Origin of the sequence: Actinoplanes campanulatus (genome assembly GCF_014647795.1) — a bacterium.
Taxonomy (GTDB): Bacteria; Actinomycetota; Actinomycetes; order Mycobacteriales; family Micromonosporaceae; genus Actinoplanes; species Actinoplanes campanulatus.
The window spans coordinates 334,015-353,096 of the sequence record NZ_BMPW01000008.1; the positions used below are offsets into that span (position 1 = coordinate 334,015).

A 19,082-nucleotide genomic window follows, 5' to 3' on the forward strand; every position below is an offset into this window, starting at 1 on the left:
GTCCGACAACCTCTGTCTCACGAGAACGAAGCAGAACGAACAAGGAGAGACCCATGCAGCGCATGAAGAACCCGGCCGTGCTCGTCCCCGCCGCGATGCGGCCGATCCAGAGCCTGATGGCGGCCACCCGCACCCAGGGTGTGCCGGAGGAACTGCTGGAGCTGGTGCACCTGCGGGTCAGCCAGATCAACGGGTGCGGCTTCTGCGTCGACGCCGGCGTGAAGAACCTGACCAAGGCCGGCGAGACCGGCGAACGGATCGGCGTGGTCGCGGCGTGGCGGGAGACCCCGTACTACTCGGAGCCGGAACGTGCCGCGCTCGCGCTGGCCGAGGCGGTCACCGACCGGCCGGCCGCCGTGCCGGACGACGTGTGGGACGCGGCCGCCGCCCACTTCAGCGAGCCGCAACTGGCCGCGATCCTGCTGACGATCGCCACGACGAACCTGTTCAACCGGCTCAACGCCCCGATCCGTCAGCAGGCCGGTTCATGGTGACCGCGGTGCGCTCGCACCGGTACTCGGTGGACCCGGCCGACCTGGAGGAGTTCCTGGCCCGGCGGGCGTCGCTGATCGGCACGGTGCGCGAGACCCACCCCGGCCTCACCGCGGCGGTGCTGGTCCGGCTCGACGACGGCACCTACACCGACACGTGGCACTGGTCCGGCGAGCAGGAGCTGAACGCCGCGCTGGCCGCCATCGCCACCTTCCCCGAGGCGCCGCTCGCCATGGCCCTGACCAGTGACGCGACCGCCAGCAACGGCCTGGTGGTGGATCAGCGATGAGCCGCTCCACCGGAATGCGGCGGACCGGGAACACCGGAAACCCGATCATTCGCCGCACCCCACGCTGATCGCGGGCTCACGGCCCCGGGCGCCGCACTCTCTCCCTTTCCTTGTACGGGGATGGCGTACCGCCCGGGGCAGATTGCGACCGTCTGCCGGGTCCGGCCCGCGAGGCCCGCGCCGGGCGTAGATCGGTGGTCACCCTCACCCCACGGCGGCCGAACCCGGTCGCCGACCCCGCACCGGATGCGGCAGGATCTCCGGCGTGAGTGTGCCGGGTATGTGGTGGGAGCTGGCAGGCACCGACCGGATGCTGCTGCGCCAGCAGGGGCAGCCGGTTCTGTTCGCCCGGGTCCATCCACACCGCTACCGCGTCCGGCTGCACCGAACCGGCGGATTCCGCTCCCCGGTGCCGCCGGTCCGGGCCGACGAGGCCCGCCGCATCACCGCCGCCGTGTCCTGGGCCCACCGGTTCAGCGCCGGCTGGCCCCGGCTTCCCGGCGTCCGCAACCTGCCGCCCTACAGCCTCACCACCGACCTGGTGCTGGACTGGCCCGGCGCCGAACTCGACTGGCTGGGCGACGGCTGGAACGGCGTGGTCCCGCTGCGCCCGCTGCCCACACCCGACGACGGCCGGGTGAAGGCGTACCGCAAACTGGCCGGCGACGGCCTGCTGCCCCCGCTGCTGCTGTGGTGGGCGAGCAACCTGGACGGCTGGCTCCTGATCGACGGCCACAGTCGCCTGGCCGCCGCCCGGGCCGAGGGTCTGCCGCCGGTGACGCTGGTCCTCACCCGCGACGAGGACGCCCGCACCGAGGGTCGGCCCCTGCGCGGCGGCACGGCCGAGTGGAACCGCCTGGCCGCCGAGTCCGCCCCCGCCGGGCGATCAGACGACTGGTCCTGAGCGTCATCGTGACGCTCAACCGCGCCGCGACGCCCCGCTTCTGCCGCCGGTGACGCTCGGCCGTTGGACGCCCATCCACCCGAAATGGCGGAAACCTCCAAGATCGCCGCGGGTTGATGTGGCGGGCGGCGGCACGTGGGTGGGTGGGTGAGTGGGCAGTGGCGCGTGATGGCGCGTCGCGGCCCGGTGTGGCACGGAGATCGCGGCGGTGAGCGTACAAAATCGGGGAGAATCTCACCCATCCGTGAGGGTGACCGCTGCGAATGGCTTGGGAAGAGTCGGTCTGCGAGAAGCGGAGAGACATGGCGGAGCGCGACATCGGCGGGCGGCCGGAGTATCTGACTCCGGTGCCCGGACCGGGGACGGCGCCCGGCGCCGAGGTGTTGCTGGCGGCGGTGGCGCGAGGTGACGAGAAGGCGTTCGGCAGGCTGTACGACCTGGTGGCGCCACGCGTCTACGGGCTGGTCCGGCGGGTGTTGCGGGATCCGGCGCAGGCCGAGGAGGTCGCGCAGGAGGTGCTCGTCGAGGTGTGGCGGACGGCGTCCCGGTTCGATCCGGAGCGCGGGTCGGCGACCTCGTGGGTGTTCACGATCGCGCACCGGCGGGCCGTCGACCGGGTGCGTGCCGAGCAGGCGGCGGCCGAGCGGACGGTGAAGGTCGGGGTGGCGTCGATCGGCACGCCCTATGACGAGGTGGCCGACGAGGTCACCGGACGGCTGGAACGCCAGCAGGTGCGGCACTGTCTGGACGTGCTGACCGAGGTGCAGCGGGAGGCCGTCACCCTCGCGTTCTATCAGGGACATTCGTATCCGCAGGTGTCCGAGCTGCTGCGGGTGCCGTTGCCGACCGTCAAGAGCCGGATGCGCGACGGCCTGATCCGCCTTCGCGACTGCCTCTCGGCGGGGGTGGCGGCATGAGCCCGGACGTGCATGCCCTGCTCGGGGCGTATGTGCTGGACGCGGTCGACGACCTCGAGCGGGCCGCCTTCGACCGGCATCTGCGGGAGTGCGAGGTCTGCCGGATGGAGACCGACGAGCTGCGGGAGGTCGCCGCCCGGCTGGCCGACGGGGCCTGGTCGGCGCCGCCGCCCCGGCTGCGGGAGAACGTGCTGGCCGAGATCGCCGGCACCCGTCAGCTCGCGCCTCCGGCGCCTCCCCCGGCGCGGCGCCGGTCGCCGGGCCGGTTGCGGCTGGTGGCCGCGGCCGCCGTCGTGGTCGCGGCGGCCGGGGCGGGCGCGGCCGTCTACGCCATTCAAGATCAGCGGGTACGCGACGCGCGCCAGGTCGCCGCTCTCGCCGAGCAGCGGGAGGCCCGGGTCCGGTCGATCCTGTCCGCCCCGGACGTCCAGGTGCACGCCGAGCGGCTGAACAGCGGCGGCCGGGTCACGGTGGCCAGCTCGCAGTCGCGGAACGCCGGGGTGATCATGCTGGCCGCCGACGGGGCCCCCGATCCGGGGAAGGTCTACCAGCTGTGGACGATCCGGGGCGGCGCACCCGCGTCGGCCGGCGCTCTCGGCGAGGGCCAGTCCACGGCGGTGCAGGTGGTCGACGGCATGCCCGGGGCATCCGATGTGGGGGTGACCGTGGAGCCGGCTCCCGGCTCGGCGACACCGACCACACCGCTGGACGCGGTCGTGAAGCTGACCTGATTCCCGCCCATCCGCCGGCCCCGGCGGTCCGAACCCCTTCCAGCCGAGGAATCGGGGTGGGGAGATGGACGGGGACCTGGACGGCCGGTACCGGCTGCTGGAGCTGATCGGCACGGGCGGCATGGGCCGGGTGTGGCGGGCCGAGGACACGCTGCTGCGGCGTACGGTCGCGGTCAAGGAGATGGTGACGCCGTCCAGCCCGCGGCTCGCCGCGCAAGCCGTGCGGGAGGCGCGGGCCGCGGCGCGACTCGACCATCCGGGCGTCGTCAAGGTGTACGACGTCGGCCGTTCCTGGATCGTCATGGAGTACGTGCCGTCCCGCTCGCTGCACCAGGTGGTCCGCGACGACGGCCCGCTGGCGCCCCGCGAGGCGGCCCGGATCGGCCTCGGCATGCTGGCCGCGCTGCGGGCCGCGCACGCCGCCGGGGTGCTGCACCGGGACGTGAAACCGGACAACGTGCTGCTCGCCGCGGACGGCCGGGTGGTGCTGACCGACTTCGGTCTGGCCTCACTGGACAGTGGCGGCGAGGACGGCCCGGATCCGCGGCTCGGCTCGCCCAGCTACATCGCGCCGGAGCGGCTGCTGGAGCGGGAGGCGGGCGTTCCCGGGGACCTGTGGTCGCTGGGGGCCACCCTGTACTCGGCGGTCGAGGGGCGGGCGCCGTTCGCCCGGGACGACGGCGGGACGGCGTTGCGGGCGCTGCTGAGCGATCCGCCGCACCGGCCGGTACGGTCCGGCCGGTTGGCCGGGCTGCTGCTGGCCCTGCTGGCGAAGGATCCGGCGGACCGCCCCACGACCGACGAGGTGGAGACACGGCTGCGGGCCGTGCTGCGCCCGAAGTCCCGGCGCCGCCGGGTCGCCGTCGCCCTCCTCCTGTTGCCGCTGGCCGGAGCCGCCGGGGTGGTGCTGGCCCCGCACCGGTCAGTGCCGGCACCGGCGCCGGCGCCGTCCTCCTTCACCGCGCTCATGTCCTATGCACAGGACGCCTGCGGCGGCGCCGCCCCACAACCGGTCACGGCCGCCGGCGACCGGGTTCCGGCCGGGCTGCCGGACGGATGGGTGTGGACGCGGGATCCGTCCGGGTTCGCGCTGGCCGTGCCGCCCGGGTGGCGGCGGTCGATGGACGGCAACGAGGTGTGCTTCAGCGATCCTGGCGGGCGGCGGGCGTTGCGGGTGAACGTGTCACCGGTCGTCACCCGGCAGCCGCTCGCCTACTGGCAGGGCCGGGAGAAGGCGTCGCTGGCCCGGGGCGACCTGCCCGGCTATCAGCGGATCAGCATGGGCGTCCTGCTGCTGAAAGGCGGTGGGGCGGACTGGGAGTACACGTGGCGGCCGGACTCTCGAACGGTCCGCCACGAGCGGCGGGTGCTGGTCGCGGCCGGCTCCCGGTCGTACCTGCTGCGGTGGACGGTCGCCGACCCCGACTGGGCGGCGACGACAGGTGTGCAGAGGCGGATGGTCGAGCTCTTCGAGGGGACATCATGAGACTGCTGTGGGTCGTACCGTTCGTGGCCGTCGCTCTCGCGGTGACCCCGTCGCCGGCGCTCGCCGACGAGAGCGTGCACGTCAAGCTCACCGAGCTCAACCGGTCCGGCGCGCGCGGGACGGCCGTGCTGACCGCGCTGCCCGGCGGGGACCTGCGGGTGCGGATCCGGTCCACCGGGCTGGTGCCGTCCGCGCCGCACGCCCAGCACCTGCACGGGTCCACCGAAGGCATGGACTTCCACTGTCCGCCGGAGTCCGCCGACACCGACGGCGACGGGTACGTGAGCACCGAGGAGGGCATGCCGTCCTACGGCGACATCTTCGTCTCCCTCGCCACCCGGGGCGACGTGTCCCGGGCCAGCGGCCTGGCCGTCGACCGGATGCCCCGGGCGTCCGCCGCCGGTGTGGTCGTCTACGACCGCGTCATCCCGGCCGCCGATCTGCCGCCCGGCACCGTCGAGCACCTCAAGGACCTGCACGTGGTCCAGCACGGCATCGACGTCAACGGCAACGGGACGTACGACGTGGGCGCCCTCGGCGAGTCGACGATGGCCCGCTCGGCGGGTCTGAGCGGCATCCCGCAGGAGGCGACCAACCCGGCCACCTGCGGCATGGTGACCGGCGCGGCGGCCGGCTCGGTCCCGGTGGGCGGCGTCGAGACCGGCGACGGCAGCACCCGCCCCGGCCCGGCGCTGTGGTCGCTCCCCGGCGGCTTCGCCCTGGTCGCGGCGGTCGCGCTGCTGCTGTTCGCCCGGCGTCGTTCCCTCGTCCTCCCCCGCTCCCGGCGATGAGACGCCGGTGGCTGGCGGGCGCGGTCGCCGCGGTCCTGGCCGGGTGCACGGGCGGCACGCCGCCTTCGAACCCGGCAGGCGCGGTGAGGCCGTCCGGCAGTATGCCCGGCCCGGCCGGGGCGGAGACGCTGACCAGCGGGGAGCTGTTGCCGGCGTCTCCGCCGGAGCGGGTGGCGATTCCGGCGCTGGACGTGTCGGTGCCGGTCGTGGGGCTCGGCCTGCGGGCGGACGGCGCCATGGAGGTGCCCACCGACGCGACGACGGTCGGCTGGTTCACCGGGGCGCCGGCGCCCGGATCGCTCGGCCCCGCCGTCCTGGCCGGGCACGTCGACTACCGTGGCGTCTCCGGCACCTTCGCCGAGCTGTCCACCCTGCGACCCGGCGACGAGGTCCGGATCACGCGCCGGGACGGGCGCACGGCGGTCTTCGCGGTGACCGGCGTCGCCACCTATCCCAAGAACCGTTTCCCGTCCGGCGAGGTGTACGGCCCGATCGACCACGCCGGGCTCCGGCTGATCACCTGCGGCGGCGACTTCGACCGGCGCACCGGCCACTACGTCGACAACGTGGTCGCCTACGCCCGCCTGCGACAGGTCCTGGGGTGAGTCGTGAACGAACTCCCCAGCCGATCGCCGCGAATGTCCGGACAGCGGCTGGCCGTGGGTGCTGTCTCGAGCGCCCCGGGACAGCACCCACGGCCAGCCGGGCAAGATCCGATCCGGGTCCCGGGAGTGCTGGCACACTGGCTGGGTGGATCATGATCTTTCACCGGCGGCACGGTCGGTCAGGGAGCACTACGCGGGGCTGTTCACGGGGAGCCCGATCGCGGTGCTGGGGCCCGCGCCGGGGCCGGTTCGCGAGCTGGTGCCGGGGCTGCGCATCCTGAGCTGGACGCCGTCGCAGGGTGGGCGGATCTACGCCACGGTGGGGCTGTGGGACGCCACCCAGCGGGACGGGCACGCGCTCGAGTTCCTGCTGCACGCTCCGGAAGCCGATGACGAACCGCATGTCGAACTGCTGACCATGGTCGCCTACTACCAGGCCAGCGGTGGCGACTACCGGCTCGGCCACGGGCACACGGTGGGGATCGGGCGGGGCTGGCTGCCCGGGTCGGCGTGTGATCACCTGCTGGTCAGCCTGCCCTATCCGTGGGGGCCGCAGTTGGAGGAGTGCGCCGTTCCGGGCGGGCACGCGCGGGTGCTGTGGCTGCTTCCGATCACCCGGGCCGAGAAGGAGCTGGCGCTGCGGGACGGGCTGGAGGCGCTGGAGGACCGTTTCGAGGCGGCGGGGGTCGTGCCCACCGATCCGCTGCGCGCCTGCACGTCCGTACCGGAGAAACCCGGTCACCCTGGGTGCTGAGCAGGGTGACCGGGTCGCTGTGGGTGAGTGGCGTCAGCGCCAGGTGTCGCTCAGCGTGACCTGACCGCCGGCCGGGACGGTCGCGGTGCGGTTGGCGCCGGACTCCCAGGTGACGGTGCCGTCGGCGTTCTTGCGGAGGTACTTGTACTCGAAGCTGGTGCCGGCCGGCAGCGAGACCGTGCCGCGCCAGATCGGGTAGGTGGCGGCCGACAGGGCCACCGCGCCGGCCGGCGCCCAGTTGCCGAGGGCGGCCTGGTTGCCGACCACGAAGATGTTCTGGCCGACGGTGGTGGTGGCGGTGACACCGAAGGTCGCGCCGGAGGCGGTGGTGCTGGTCGGGGTGACCCCGCTGGCGCCGACATAGAGGGCGACCGCGTCACCGGCGGCGATCGTGGCGGTGAACTGGCCGGCGGAGCTGACCGTGTACGTGGTGCCGGTGCAGCCGCCGTTGCCGGTCGGGTTGCCGTGCTGGACGTCGCAGTAGGTGCCGGCCGGCAGCGAGGTCTGGAAGGTGCGGGTCAGGCTGCTGCCCTCGTGGTTGATCGCCACGTAGCCCTTGTTGCCGCGCCCGAAAGCGATCTGGTCGGCGCCGTTGGACCACCAGTTGGTGACCGCCGTGCCGCGGACCGCGTTGCGGAAGCCGACCATGTTGCCGATCTGGCGCCAGGCGTGCTGGCACTTCCAGCCGTCGCTGTAGCAGGCGTTGACGGCGCCGTTGTTCGGCGGGCCGGCGTCGTGGTTGCTGAACTCGTAGCCGGAGTTGATGTCGGGGGCGCCGTACGGCCAGGCCAGCGTGAAGACCTGAGCGAGCGTGTACGCCGACCCGTTCTTGTAGCTGAGGGTGTCGCCGACGCGCTCGGTGTCGTGGTTGTCGACGAACACCGACGCCTGGTCGCTGGGCAGGTAGCCCCACGCCGTGCCGAAGTTGGACAGGTAGGCGAGGTTCTCGTTGAGGAACACCCGCTTGAGGTCGCGGGCGAACCGGAACTCCTGCACGTCGCCGTTGCCGGTGTACTCGGTCGGCTGGACGGCCTCGCCGGAGCCGAAGATGACCTCCTGCTTCCAGTACGCGCCGGTGTTGCTGAGCTTCGACCTGATGGCGGCCAGATCAGCCGCGGACATGTGCTTGGCCGCGTCGATCCGGAAGCCGTCGACGCCGAGCGAGGCCAGGTCGTTCATGTAGCCGGCGATCCTGCCGCGGACGTAGTCGCTGCCGGTGTTCAGGTCGGAGAGGTTGACCAGTTCACAATCCTGGACGTTGCCGCGGTTGGTGTAGTCGCTGATCGCGGTGCGGCAGGAGTGGAAGTCGGCGTCCGAGTAGATCCCGGGGTAGTTGTACTTGGTGTACGAGCTTCCGCCGGTGCCGGTGCCGGAGGCCGCAGCCATGTGGTTGATGACGGTGTCGGCGATGACCTTCACGCCCGCCGCGTGGCAGGTGTTCACCATGTTCGCGAAGGCGGCACGGTCACCGAGCCGTCCGGCGATCCGGTAGGACACCGGCTGGTAGGACGTCCACCACTGGCTGCCCTGGATGTGCTCCATCGGCGGGGAGACCTGCACGTATCCGTAGCCGAGCGGACCCAGGGTGCTGGTGCACTCGCGGGCGATCGAGGCGAAGGACCACTCGAACATGACCGCGGTGACGTCCTTCTGCCCGGGCGGGGCGGCGAAGGCGTCGCCGCCGGTGGCGATCTGGGCGACGCCGAAGCCGCCGGCCCCGAGGACGAGGGTGGCGGCGGCGAGGATGCGGGTCAGGCGTCGCCGCCTGCGGGGAGTGTCCACATCGAGCTCCTGGGGATGATCGGGGACGGGTCTGCAAGCGCTTACTGCAACAGGCTTGAAACTTTCTGCAAATCTTTTCGGCCAACATAGATACCGGCGAGTTCGCCCGTCAAGACATCTCCCGGAAACAGAAGAACGCCGCCCGTCACCGGGCGGCGTTCTTCACGGAGTGTGTCAGGCGAGACCGTTCTCGGTCAGGAACGCCTTGGCCACCGCCTTGGTGTCCTTCTTGTCCACCTGCACCTGGGCCAGGTACGAGGTGAGGTTCTCGGTGGTCAGCTTCGCCGACACCGCGTTGAGCGCGCCGCTGACGGTCGCGTTGTTCGCCTCGGTGCGGATCAGCGGGAGGACGTTCTGCGCCAGGTAGAGGTTCTTCGGGTCGTCCAGCACGACGAACTTGTTGGTGACGATCGACGAGTCGGTGGAGAAGATGTTCGCCACGTCGATGTCGCCGTCCTTGAGCGCGGTGACGGTCAGCGGGCCGCCTGCGTCGAGCGGCTTGAACTCCTTGAACTTCAGGCCGTACACCGTCTCGAGGCCCTTGAGGCCCTGGTGCCGCTCGGCGAACTCCGGGCCGGCGCCGACCACGAGCTGGCCGGCGACGGCCTTGAGGTCCTCGATCGTCTTGAGGTTGTTCTTGGTGGCGGTCTCCGCGGTGACCGTCAGGGTGTCCTTGTCCTGGGCGGCCGACTGCTCCAGCACCTCGGTGCCGGCCGGCAGCACCTTCTTGAGGGCCGCCAGCACGTCCTCCGAGCTGCTGACTCCCTCCGGGGCGCCGCCCGGGGTGAGGGCGGCGAGCAGGGCGCCGTTGTACTCCGGCAGCAGAGAGATCGAACCGTCCTGGAGCGCCTTGAGGTAGGCCTCCCGGGCGCCGATGTTGAACTTGCGGGTGACCGTGACGCCCTTGACCTCCAGGGCCTGCGAGTAGATCTCGCCGAGCAGCTCGGACTCGGCGAAGTTGGCCGAGCCGACGGTGACCGCCGAGGAGCCGGCCTTGGTCTCCTCGGCGAGTGGATCACTGTTGGCGCCGCAGGCGGTGAGGCTGAGCGTCAGGGCAAGAGCAGCGGCAATGCGCTTCATCTATTCGATGCCTTTCAATCCGGGTGAGACGATCCAGCGCTGAACCAGCGCCAGGAAGAGATCCACGAGTACGGCGAGGACGGCGACGACGATGGCGCCGGCCAGCACTCGGGAGTAGTCGTTGACGGCCAGGCCGTCGATCAGCAGCCGGCCCAGCCCGCTCAGGCCCACCGCGGCGGCCACCGTGGCGGTGGCGACGACCTGGAGCGCGGCGCTGCGGAAGCCGCCCATCAGCACCGGCAGCGCCATCGGCAGCTCGACCCGGGTGAGCACCTGCCAGGACCGCATGCCCATGCCGCGGGCCGCGTCGACGACCCGGTGGTCGAGGCTGCGCATCCCGGCGTACGTGGAGGTCAGGATCGGTGGGATGACCAGCACGGTGAGCGCGATCAGCACCGGCAGCAGGCCGAGCCCGAGCAGTGTGACCAGCAGCATCAGCAGGCCGAGGGTGGGCAGCGAGCGGCCCGCGTTGCCGGCGTTGATGGCCAGGAACGAGCCGCGGCCGGTGTGGCCGATGTAGAGGCCGACCGGAAGCGCCACGACCGTGCCGATCAGCAGGGCGAGCACCGTGTAGCCGAGGTGGGCCAAGATCAGCGTCGGGATGCTGTACGGAGCGCCGAGTTCCCAGTGCGCCGGGTCGAGCAGGTAGGAGAGGTTCACACGGCACGCGTCCACGGGGTGACGGCCCGCTGCACGAGCACGATGATCAGGTCGGCGAGCCCGGCGAGCAGCACCGACAGGACGATGCCGACCAGGATCGGCTCGATGTAGAACAGCTGGAAGCCGCGGGTGAACAGCTGGCCGAGCCCGCCGATGCCGATCAGGGCGCCGACGCTGACCAGGCTGATGTTCGACACCGTGGCGACCCGCAGCCCGGCCAGGATGACCGGCAGCGCCATCGGCAGCTCGACCCCGGTGAGGCGCCGCACCCGGCGGTAGCCCATCGCGGTGGCCGCCTGCACGACGACCGGGTCGACCGAGCGCAGGCCGTCCGCCACGGTCCGGGCGAGCAGCGCGACCGTGTAGATGGTGAGCGCCACGACGATGTTGACCGGGGACAGCACCTTGGTGCCGAGGACGACCGGCAGGAAGACGAACAGCGCCAGTGACGGGATCGAGTAGAGCACGCCGCAGGTGTTGACCAGCGGGTGGTAGAGGACGGGGAAGCGCACGCCCAGATAGCCGACCGGCAGGGCGATGACGAACCCGAACAGCACCGGCAGCAGGGCCAGCCAGACGTGCTCCTGGAGGGCGAGCCAGACGGTGTCGGCGTTGTTCCGCAAGTATTCGATCATGAGCGCCGGCCGGCCAGGTAGTCGGCGAGGTCGTGGTGGCTGACCAGGCCGTCGGCGGCGCCGTCCGGGCCGACGCGGACCGCGATGCCGACCGGCGAGCGGATCGCCAGGTCGGCGACGACGCGCAGCGAGTCGTCCTTGGTGAAGGTGCCGCCGGTGTCGCGCGGGCCGTCGTCGCCGGGCCAGCCGACCGGGCGGCCCGCGTCGTCCAGGAGCAGGCCGTCGACCGGCCGGACCGGCAGCCCGGCCGCGCTGTCGAAGGAGAGGCCGCGCAGTCCGCGGTCCCGCCCGACGAACTCGGCCACGAAGTCGTCGGCCGGCGCCGCCAGCAGCTCCCGGGGCGTGCCGACCTGGGCGAGACGGCCGCTTGTGCGGAACACGGCGACCCGGTCACCGAGCTTGATCGCCTCGTCGATGTCGTGGGTGACCAGGGCGATGGTCTTGCCCAGATCCTCCTGGAGGCGGAGGAACTCGCGGTGCAGCTGCTCGCGGACCACCGGGTCGACGGCACTGAACGGCTCGTCCATCAGCATGATCGGCGGGTCGGCGGCGAGCGCGCGGGCCACCCCGACGCGTTGCTGCTGGCCGCCGGAGAGCTGCGCCGGGTAGCGCTTGGCGAAGTCGGCGCTGAGGCCGACCCGTTCGAGCAGTTCCAGGGCGGCGGCGCGGGCCTCCCGGCGGGTCTTGCCGAGCAGCACCGGGACGGTGGCGACGTTGTCCAGCACGGTGCGGTGCGGGAAGAGGCCGGCGTGCTGGATGACGTAGCCGATGCCGCGCCGCAGCGCCGCCTCGTCACGCTCCGCGACGTCCTCGCCGTCGATCAGGATCCGGCCGGAGGTGGGGGTGACCATGCGGTTGATCATCCGGAGAGACGTGGTCTTGCCGCACCCCGACGGGCCGACCAGCGCGGTCAGCCTACCGGTGGGCAGCTCGAGGCTGAGGTGGTCCACGGCGGTGCTGCCGCCGGGGTAGACCTTCACGACGTCCTCGAATGTGATCATGGCACTCCTGGTTGATCTTCAAGCGACCCTATTCATACTCCGTTGGTAGTGAATAGGGTGTCAACGGTCACCCCCGACCTTTCCAGACCTTCGCCGCGCTCGCTGTGCGGCGGAGATCACAGTGGAGGTGGTCTGTAAAGATCAGGCGATGACCGGCCGACCGAACCGTACCGCCTGGATGCTCGGCATCGGCCTGGCCGCGGTGATCGTGGCGACCGGCGTCATCGTGCTGCCGAGGCTGCGGCCACCCGGGCCCCGGCCCGCGTTCCAGCTGCCGGTGACCTGCGAGGAGACGTGGGTGCTCGGCACCTACCCGGGGCACGACGACTTCGACATCGACTTCTTCCCCACCAGCGGGCAGGCGTGGGGGCGGCCGGTGCTGGCGTCCTTCGGCGGCACGGTCACCGAGGCGGGGCTCAACGGCACCCTCGGTTCGCGGACGCCGGACAACCCGAAGGGACCGCACGGCACCGGCGCCGGCTACTGGGTGAAGATCGACCACGGCGGCCGCTGGGAGACGGTCTACCTGCACCTGCTCGAACCGCCCACGGTCGAACCCGGCGACCGGGTGACGATCGGCCAGCGGATCGGGTCGGTCGGCAGCACCGGCAAGTCCGGGGCGCCGCACCTGCACTACGAGCAGCTGCGGGCCGGGGCGAAGGTGGAGAGCCACTTCGACGGCGCCCCGGCCGGCATCACCAGCGACGACCGGGAGTACTCGGTGGAGCGGACCAGCCGCAACTGCGGGTGACCCGGCCGGGACACGTCACGGGAGCAGGGCGGCCAGGTCCGGCTTCTTCGGCAGGGTGCCGTCGCTGACGGCCCGGTCGGCGAGGGTCTCCACCGAGGCGCGGTTGACCTCGGCGGGCCACTTCGGCAGGACCAGCTTCGCCCGGACCTCGGGCGCGATCTTCGTGTAGCTGCCGAGGACGTCCCGGACCTCGTCGGGATGGGCGTCGGCGTACTCCAGCGACTGCTTCATCGCGGCGGTGAACCGGGAGACCAGGTCCGGGTCGTTCGCGATCAGCTGCTGCGAGGTGAAGTACATGGCGACGGTGAGATCGGGGGCGGCGTCCACGTAGCTGGAGGCGATCTTCCGGGCGCCGGCCGCGACGGCCGACTGCTGGAACGGCTCGACCACGAAGATCGCGTCGACCCGGCCCTCCTGGAGCGCCGGCACCTGGTCGGGGAAGGCCAGCTCGGTGAACTTGACCCGCGAGGCGTCGCCGCCGTCCTTGGCGACCGACGATCGTACGGTCGTGTCGACGATGTTCTTCAGGGTGTTGGCGGCGACCGTGCGGCCGGCGAGATCCTTGGGCGACCTGATCGGGCTGTCCGCCTTCACGAACAGCCCGGCGAAGTCCTGACCGTCCACGCCGGTCGAGTTGACCCCGTTGACCACCGCCTTGACCGGCAGCTTCCGGTCCGCGCCGAGCAGCAGCGAGATGGTGTTGCTGAACCCGAACTGGTACTCGCCGCTGAGGACGGCCGGCACGATCGCGGCGCCGCCCTGCGCGGTGGTCAGGCTGAGCTCGATGCCCCGGTCCGCGAAGAAGCCCTTGTCCTTACCCAGGTAGATGGGGGCGACGTCGAGGATCGCGATCACCCCGACGTTGACCTTGTCCGGACCGGCCTCGGCGGGGGCCTTCTCGTTCTCCGGGTCACCGCAGGCCGCGGTGAGCAGGACCGTGGCGGTGAACAGCGCGAGGAGACGGGGTCGTCGCATTCCCGCAACGTAGGGTATTCATTTGCTGACGTCAATTCATTGGAGTCCGATGATCATCGACGCGCATCACCACCTGTGGCAGCCCGAACGCGGTTACCGATGGCTGGACGAACCCGGACTGGACCGGCTGCGCCGCCCCTACCTGCCGGCCGACCTGACCGCCGAGACGACCGCGGCCGGGGTCGGCGCCACCGTGCTGGTCGAGGGCGGCCGCTGCCACCGCGACGAGGTGGCCGAGTTCCTCGGCTACGCGGCCACCACACCGGTGATCGCGCGCGTGGTGGCCTGGATCGACATCGGCGCCCCGGACGTCGCGGCGACCCTGGCCGCATACCGGCGGCTGCCCGGCGGGGAGCTGCTCGCCGGGGTGCGCGCGCAGGTGCAGGGCGAGGCCGACCCGGACTATCTGGACCGGCCGGAGGTGCGGCACGGTCTGGCCGCTGTCGCGGCCGCGGGGCTGAGCTTCGACCTCATCATCCGCGCCGAGCAGCTTCCGGCCGCGGCGAGAGCGGCGTACGCCGTACCCGAGCTGATTTTCGTCCTGGATCATCTCGGCAAGCCCCGGATCGATGAGGGCGACACCGGTCTGCGGGCCTGGCTGGGCCCGATCACCGAGCTGGCCGGCTGCCCGAACGTGACCGCCAAATTGTCCGGCCTGGTCACCGAGGCCGGCCCGGGGTGGACGGCGGCGGCGCTGAGCCCGTTCGTGGCGGCGGCCGTCGACCTGTTCGGGCCGGATCGCCTGATGTTCGGCTCGGACTGGCCGGTGTGCCTGCTGCGGGCCGGTTACCGCGACGTGCTGGACGCGCTGCGCGAGGCGCTGCCGCCGATGACCGGAGCGCAGCGGGCCGAGATCCTCGGCGGCACCGCGGCCCGCGTCTACCGGCTGGTCAGCTGAGCTTCGACCCGGTCAGCGACGGCTGCGGCGACCCCAGGTAGAAGATGCCGGGCAGCCCGTCGCTCTCGAACCCGGAGCTGACGTTGCGCCGCAGCCGCGAGTTGCGGATCGACAGGGTGCCGGTACGGTCGTTGCTCACGTAGAAGATCGCGCCGCCACCCTCCTTCGCCCTGTTGTTCTCGATCACCGTGCCGTCGATCGTCAATCGGTACGTGTTGCCGTCGTTGTAGATCGCGCCGCCGCTGCCGCCGCCCGGGGTGCCGTCGCGGGCCGGGTTCGCGCCGTTGCCGATCGCCGAGTTGCCGGAGAAGTGGCTGTTCAGGATCGTCCACGAGACCTGGATGCTGCTCAGCGCGCCACCGTTGGAGCAGACCCCGCCGGTGAAGGTGCTGCCCACCACGTACGCCGTCTGCCCGGACAGGCGCACCCGGATCGCCGCGCCACCGAGGTCCGGGCCGGTGCCGTGGCAGCGGTTGCCGGTGAACCGCGAGTTGATCACCTTGAGCTGGCCGCCGTTGGCGAAGATCGCTCCCCCACCGCCGGTCTCGTCGGTCGGATCGGTGCTGTTGCCGTTCTTGAGGACGATGTTCTGCACGGTCAGCTTCGGGGTGGCCTTGAGGTGGCAGTGGCCGCTCGCCGGGCTCTGCCCGAGACTCGTGTCGCAGACGTTCATGTAGAGGATGCGGCGTTTGCCACCGCCGCTCAGGGTGACCCGGCCGCCGCCGTCGAGCACCACCCGGGCCTTGGCGTTACGCACCTTCGCGGTGCCGGTCATGGTGATCGTGACCGGCTGCGGGCCGCAGTCGAAGGTGATCAGGCCGCCGGCCGCGACGGCCTTCACCACGGCGGCCGAGGTGCAGCTCGCCGGGGTGCCGTCGCCGATCGTCCGGTCCGGCCGGCTGGTGTCGACGGCCCGCGCGGTGGCCGGGATCGTCGCCTTCCCACCGGGGTTGCCGGGTTTCGGCAGCGTCTTCGGGCTGACACTCGGCTTCGGGGGCGCCGGTGCCGATGCGGACGCGGCGGCCGGAACCGATGCGGACGACGACGCCGCCGCCGGAGCAGACGGCGCGGCCGCCACCGGTGGCGGGCCGGAGCTGTGGCAGGCGGCCAGCGAACCTACGGCGCACACGGCAAGGATGATCCGTCCCCAACGCATCGCCAGATGCTACGGCTTCCGCCCGCCACGTAGTCTCCTACCCGTGTCCAGCCGAAGTATGCGTACCAGAGTCACGTTCCCGATCGTCCTGCGCGAGCTGACCGTCCTCCGGGTGGTCGACGTGAACGCCGGAACCCGCCGGATCACCGTCGGGGGCCCGCAACTCGGCGCGTTCCACGCCCACGGGCTGGACCTTCCCGCATGGACGTCGGAGGGCTTCGACGACCACGTCAAGTTCTTCTTCGCGGCGCCCGGCGCCGACCGGCCGGTGCTGCCCCGGCAGGAGATCGCCAGCCTGGACTGGCCGGCCGGCGAGCGGCCCATCGCCAAGGACTACACCCCGCACGGGATCACCGCGGACGGGGTCGACTTCGATTTCGTACGGCACGGCAGCGGCCCGGCCGCGACCTGGGCCGAGCACGCGAAGCCCGGCGACACGGTGTGGATGGCCGGCCCGAAGATGTCGCTGAGCCACCCGGCCGGCGCCGACGTCATCGTGGCCGCCGGCGACGAGACCGCCCTTCCCGCGCTGCGCCGCTGGCTGCACGAGATGCCGGCCGGCACCCGCGCGCACGTCTTCATCGAGATCGCCGACGACAGCCGCCGCCAGGAGCTGCCGACCGCCGCCGACGCCGAGATCACCTGGCTGTCCGGCGGCTCCCCCACCCTGGACGAGGCGGTCCGGGCCCTGCCGTGGCCGGACGGCGTCGTCTTCGCCTGGGTGGCCGGTGAGGCGGGCGCCATCCGACCGCTGCGCCGCTACCTGCGGGTGGAGCGGGAGCTGCCGGCCTCGCAGGTGGAGATCACCGGCTACTGGAAGCGCTCCTCCACCGAGGCGCCGCTCGACGAGACGATCGAGGAGCAGCCGGAGGACGACGCCCACGATCGGCTGCACGAACTCGCCGAGATCGTGCCCGGCCTCGCCATCCGGGTGGCCGTCACACTCGGGGTGATCGACGCCGTCGACGCCGGGGACGGCACGGCGGCCGCGATCGCCGCGCGGGTCGGCGCCGACCCCGGCACCGTCGAGTCGCTGCTGCGCTACCTGGCCGCCCTCGACGTGGTCGCCGTGGACGCGGACGGCCGGCACGTGCTCACCGCGCTGGGCGAGGAGCTCGCCGAGGACGCCGACGACTACCACCTGGAGAACGCCGAGGCGATCCTCGACCTGAGTGTGCTCAAGCTCGCCGCCGCCGGGGCGCCGGAGTCGCTGCGCGCCCTCTTCGAGACCGACGAGCGACTGGGCGGGCAGGCCCGCGGCGTGGTCGAGGACCTGGCACTGTGGATCGCGCCGCTGATCATGTCGGCGTACGACTGGGCCGGGACGGGCGCGGTCGCCGCAACCGGGCACGGGGCCGGTGCCGCCGTCAACGCGATCGCCCGCGCCCACCCCGGTGTCGAGCTGAGCCTGTCCGCGCTGCCGTCGGCGCTCACCATGGTCCGCGACCGGGTCCTCGACAAGGAGCACACCGGACACGTCGAGCTCGTGCCCACGTCCGGGGCCGTCGTGGTCCGCGACGGCGCCACCCACCTGCTGGTGCACTTCCTGGACTGGCTGACCGACGCCGACGCGGCCCACCTGCTCGCCGAGTTCGCCCGCGCGCTGCCGGCCGGGACCGACGTCGTGGTGGTCGAGGACGTCCGCCCGGACGGCGACACCGACGTCGAGGAGATCGAGAACGACCTGCGCCTGCGGGCGGCGTTCGGCACCGGGCGGCGGACCGCCGAGCAGGTCACCGCGCTCCTCGAAACGGCCGGTCTGCGGACCGTCATGTCCACCGACATCGGCTGGTCACACCGAATGTGGCATCTCACACCCGCATGAATTGAACCGGGCACGGTCGGTAGCCGTAACCTCCACAGAGAATCATCCAGGGTCTGTCCGTCGACCACGCCGTAGCCCCGCGTGACCGTCCGGGCAGACCCTGACAGGCGTGGGGAGACGCGTTGTGGAGCGGAGAGGCTCTGGTGACAAGGCTGTCGACGGGCGGGGCCGTCCATCGACGTTGCGGATCGCCGGATACGTGGCCGGTCACGCCGAACCCGTCGCCGACGAGCCGGCCGAACCGGACCTGAGCCGCGTCCGCCTGCCCGACATCTCGGACTACTGGCCGGACGCGATACGCCGCATCGACCTCCGGGCCGGCCGGGCCGGCCATCCGCGACCGGCCGGCACACCGCGGCCGCCACGACTCCCCGGCGGACCGCCCACCACCGGCGACCACGGACGGCGGTGGGCCGGGCGCCGGCCGGTGATCCTGGCCGGCCTGCTGGCGCTCGTGTTCGCCGGCGGCACCGTGCTGCTGACCCGGCCGCTGACCGACAGCGGCCGGCAGCAGACCCTGCCGGCCGCGGAGGCTCCCACCGATCCGGTCAGCGTCGCCCCGTTGCAACCAGCCGCCCCGAGCGCCGCCACCAGCGCCCCGGCCACGCCGTCACCCACACCGACGAAGCCCGCCACCACGGCGCCGGTCGCGCCGAAGCCGCCCGAACGGGTGCGGGAGGCACGGTTCGAGCTGGCCAGCGGGGTCACCGAACTGTCCGTGCGAACCGTGTCGCTGGATGACGGCCAGAACTTCCGGGTGACGACGCCGTCGGACTCCGGGCTCGACCTCGACACGTCGTTCGACGACGGGGTGCTGCGGGTGGAGGCCACATCGGACGGGTCCGGCGGGTCGGGGCGGGTGGACGTACGGCTCAGTGACCGGATCGTGTGGGACCTGCGGATGGGCGCGGGTGTGCACACGGCGTCGTTCGACATGGGCACCGGCACGGTCGGGCGGATCGACCTGCGGGGCGGGGCACAGACCATCGACATCGAGGTGGGGCGGCTGTCCTCGACGCTGCCGGTGCGGATGGCGGGTGGCGTGCACACCTGGCGGATCCGGACGGCACAGCGGGTGCCGGTGCGGGTGGCGGTCGGCGCTGGCGCCGGCGACATCACCCTGTACGGGCACAGTTCGGGCGGCGTCGGCGCCGGAGACAGGATCCGCTCCGGGGACCTGGACGACCGGCCCGGCCTCGACGTCGACGCCGAGGCCGGGATCGGGTTCATGGAGGTCTTCGAGGATTGACCCACCACTCACGCCCGGCGGGCGCGGCACGGCCCGGACCGGGCAGCGCCTCGCGGGTCTGCTCCGATCGGTTCGGGTAGAGATCATTCGTGGTCGAGGTC

20 protein-coding genes are annotated in these 19,082 nt (G+C 72.2%); 13 read left to right on the plus strand and 7 right to left on the minus strand.

Translation table 11 applies throughout. The annotated features are described in order from the left end of the window. The first annotated feature begins 53 nt into the window (after positions 1–53). The 9 genes from IEZ13_RS18020 to IEZ13_RS18060 all read left to right on the plus strand — a co-directional run bounded on the left by IEZ13_RS18020 (position 54) and on the right by IEZ13_RS18060 (position 6,969). Positions 54–494: a carboxymuconolactone decarboxylase family protein gene (locus tag IEZ13_RS18020; protein WP_183218832.1), complete on the plus strand. Its 441-nt coding sequence runs from the start codon at positions 54–56 to the stop codon at positions 492–494. Positions 495–499: 5 nt separating this feature from the next. Further along, a complete protein-coding gene (locus tag IEZ13_RS18025; protein ID WP_229794766.1) occupies positions 500–781 on the plus strand; it encodes a hypothetical protein in 282 nt (93 codons plus the stop codon). Positions 782–1,046: 265 nt separating this feature from the next. Continuing rightward, positions 1,047–1,685, plus strand: a complete 639-nt coding sequence (locus IEZ13_RS18030) for a hypothetical protein (protein WP_183218833.1) — start codon at positions 1,047–1,049, stop codon at positions 1,683–1,685. A 302-nt stretch (positions 1,686–1,987) separates the two neighbouring features. Continuing rightward, on the plus strand, positions 1,988–2,602 hold the full coding sequence (locus tag IEZ13_RS18035; protein WP_183218834.1) for a sigma-70 family RNA polymerase sigma factor: 615 nt from the start codon (positions 1,988–1,990) through the stop codon (positions 2,600–2,602). Then, positions 2,599–3,333 (plus strand): anti-sigma factor, encoded by a 735-nt coding sequence (locus tag IEZ13_RS18040; RefSeq protein WP_183218835.1) that lies wholly within the window; start codon positions 2,599–2,601, stop codon positions 3,331–3,333. The genes IEZ13_RS18035 and IEZ13_RS18040 overlap by 4 nt, the downstream gene beginning before the upstream one ends. 64 nt (positions 3,334–3,397) lie before the next feature. Then, positions 3,398–4,819 (plus strand): serine/threonine-protein kinase, encoded by a 1,422-nt coding sequence (locus IEZ13_RS18045; RefSeq protein WP_183218836.1) that lies wholly within the window; start codon positions 3,398–3,400, stop codon positions 4,817–4,819. Beyond that, positions 4,816–5,610 carry a hypothetical protein gene (locus IEZ13_RS18050; RefSeq protein ID WP_183218837.1) on the plus strand — a complete coding sequence of 265 codons (795 nt, stop codon included), beginning with the start codon at positions 4,816–4,818 and terminating at the stop codon, positions 5,608–5,610. Before IEZ13_RS18045 ends, IEZ13_RS18050 begins: the two co-directional genes overlap by 4 nt. After that, a complete protein-coding gene (locus IEZ13_RS18055) occupies positions 5,607–6,215 on the plus strand; it encodes a class F sortase (protein WP_183218838.1) in 609 nt (202 codons plus the stop codon). Before IEZ13_RS18050 ends, IEZ13_RS18055 begins: the two co-directional genes overlap by 4 nt. 145 nt (positions 6,216–6,360) lie before the next feature. Then, positions 6,361–6,969 (plus strand): suppressor of fused domain protein, encoded by a 609-nt coding sequence (locus IEZ13_RS18060; protein WP_203833687.1) that lies wholly within the window; start codon positions 6,361–6,363, stop codon positions 6,967–6,969. A gap of 33 nt (positions 6,970–7,002) precedes the next feature. Here IEZ13_RS18060 and IEZ13_RS18065 read toward each other — a convergent pair whose 3' ends face one another. The 5 genes from IEZ13_RS18065 to IEZ13_RS18085 form a co-directional block, all read right to left on the minus strand. Then, positions 7,003–8,751 (minus strand): carbohydrate-binding module family 20 domain-containing protein, encoded by a 1,749-nt coding sequence (locus IEZ13_RS18065; RefSeq protein WP_229794767.1) that lies wholly within the window; start codon positions 8,749–8,751, stop codon positions 7,003–7,005. Between the two features lie 174 nt (positions 8,752–8,925). Beyond that, positions 8,926–9,831: an ABC transporter substrate-binding protein gene (locus IEZ13_RS18070; protein WP_183218839.1), complete on the minus strand. Its 906-nt coding sequence runs from the start codon at positions 9,829–9,831 to the stop codon at positions 8,926–8,928. Beyond that, positions 9,832–10,491, minus strand: a complete 660-nt coding sequence (locus tag IEZ13_RS18075) for an ABC transporter permease (protein WP_183218840.1) — start codon at positions 10,489–10,491, stop codon at positions 9,832–9,834. Continuing rightward, positions 10,488–11,114, minus strand: a complete 627-nt coding sequence (locus IEZ13_RS18080) for an ABC transporter permease (RefSeq protein ID WP_229794768.1) — start codon at positions 11,112–11,114, stop codon at positions 10,488–10,490. Before IEZ13_RS18080 ends, IEZ13_RS18075 begins: the two co-directional genes overlap by 4 nt. Positions 11,115–11,122: 8 nt before the next feature. Continuing rightward, a complete protein-coding gene (locus IEZ13_RS18085; protein ID WP_183218842.1) occupies positions 11,123–12,127 on the minus strand; it encodes an ABC transporter ATP-binding protein in 1,005 nt (334 codons plus the stop codon). A 148-nt stretch (positions 12,128–12,275) separates the two neighbouring features. Between IEZ13_RS18085 and IEZ13_RS18090 the strand changes: the two genes are divergently transcribed. After that, positions 12,276–12,878 (plus strand): M23 family metallopeptidase, encoded by a 603-nt coding sequence (locus tag IEZ13_RS18090; RefSeq protein WP_183218843.1) that lies wholly within the window; start codon positions 12,276–12,278, stop codon positions 12,876–12,878. A gap of 15 nt (positions 12,879–12,893) precedes the next feature. Here IEZ13_RS18090 and IEZ13_RS18095 read toward each other — a convergent pair whose 3' ends face one another. Continuing rightward, entirely contained in the window at positions 12,894–13,853 is a 960-nt protein-coding gene (locus IEZ13_RS18095) for an ABC transporter substrate-binding protein (protein ID WP_183218844.1), read from the minus strand. A gap of 49 nt (positions 13,854–13,902) precedes the next feature. Here IEZ13_RS18095 and IEZ13_RS18100 point away from each other — a divergent pair, with 49 nt between their 5' ends. Then, positions 13,903–14,751 carry an amidohydrolase family protein gene (locus IEZ13_RS18100; RefSeq protein WP_183218845.1) on the plus strand — a complete coding sequence of 283 codons (849 nt, stop codon included), beginning with the start codon at positions 13,903–13,905 and terminating at the stop codon, positions 14,749–14,751. Here IEZ13_RS18100 and IEZ13_RS18105 read toward each other — a convergent pair. Next, positions 14,744–15,907 carry a hypothetical protein gene (locus IEZ13_RS18105; protein WP_229794769.1) on the minus strand — a complete coding sequence of 388 codons (1,164 nt, stop codon included), beginning with the start codon at positions 15,905–15,907 and terminating at the stop codon, positions 14,744–14,746. The two genes, IEZ13_RS18100 and IEZ13_RS18105, sit on opposite strands and share 8 nt — an antisense overlap. 43 nt (positions 15,908–15,950) lie before the next feature. Here IEZ13_RS18105 and IEZ13_RS18110 point away from each other — a divergent pair, with 43 nt between their 5' ends. Together IEZ13_RS18110 and IEZ13_RS18115 are read left to right on the plus strand one after the other, a co-directional pair. Then, positions 15,951–17,732 (plus strand): siderophore-interacting protein, encoded by a 1,782-nt coding sequence (locus IEZ13_RS18110; RefSeq protein WP_183218846.1) that lies wholly within the window; start codon positions 15,951–15,953, stop codon positions 17,730–17,732. Between the two features lie 109 nt (positions 17,733–17,841). After that, on the plus strand, positions 17,842–18,981 hold the full coding sequence (locus IEZ13_RS18115; RefSeq protein ID WP_183218847.1) for a hypothetical protein: 1,140 nt from the start codon (positions 17,842–17,844) through the stop codon (positions 18,979–18,981). The last annotated feature ends 101 nt before the right edge of the window (positions 18,982–19,082 follow it).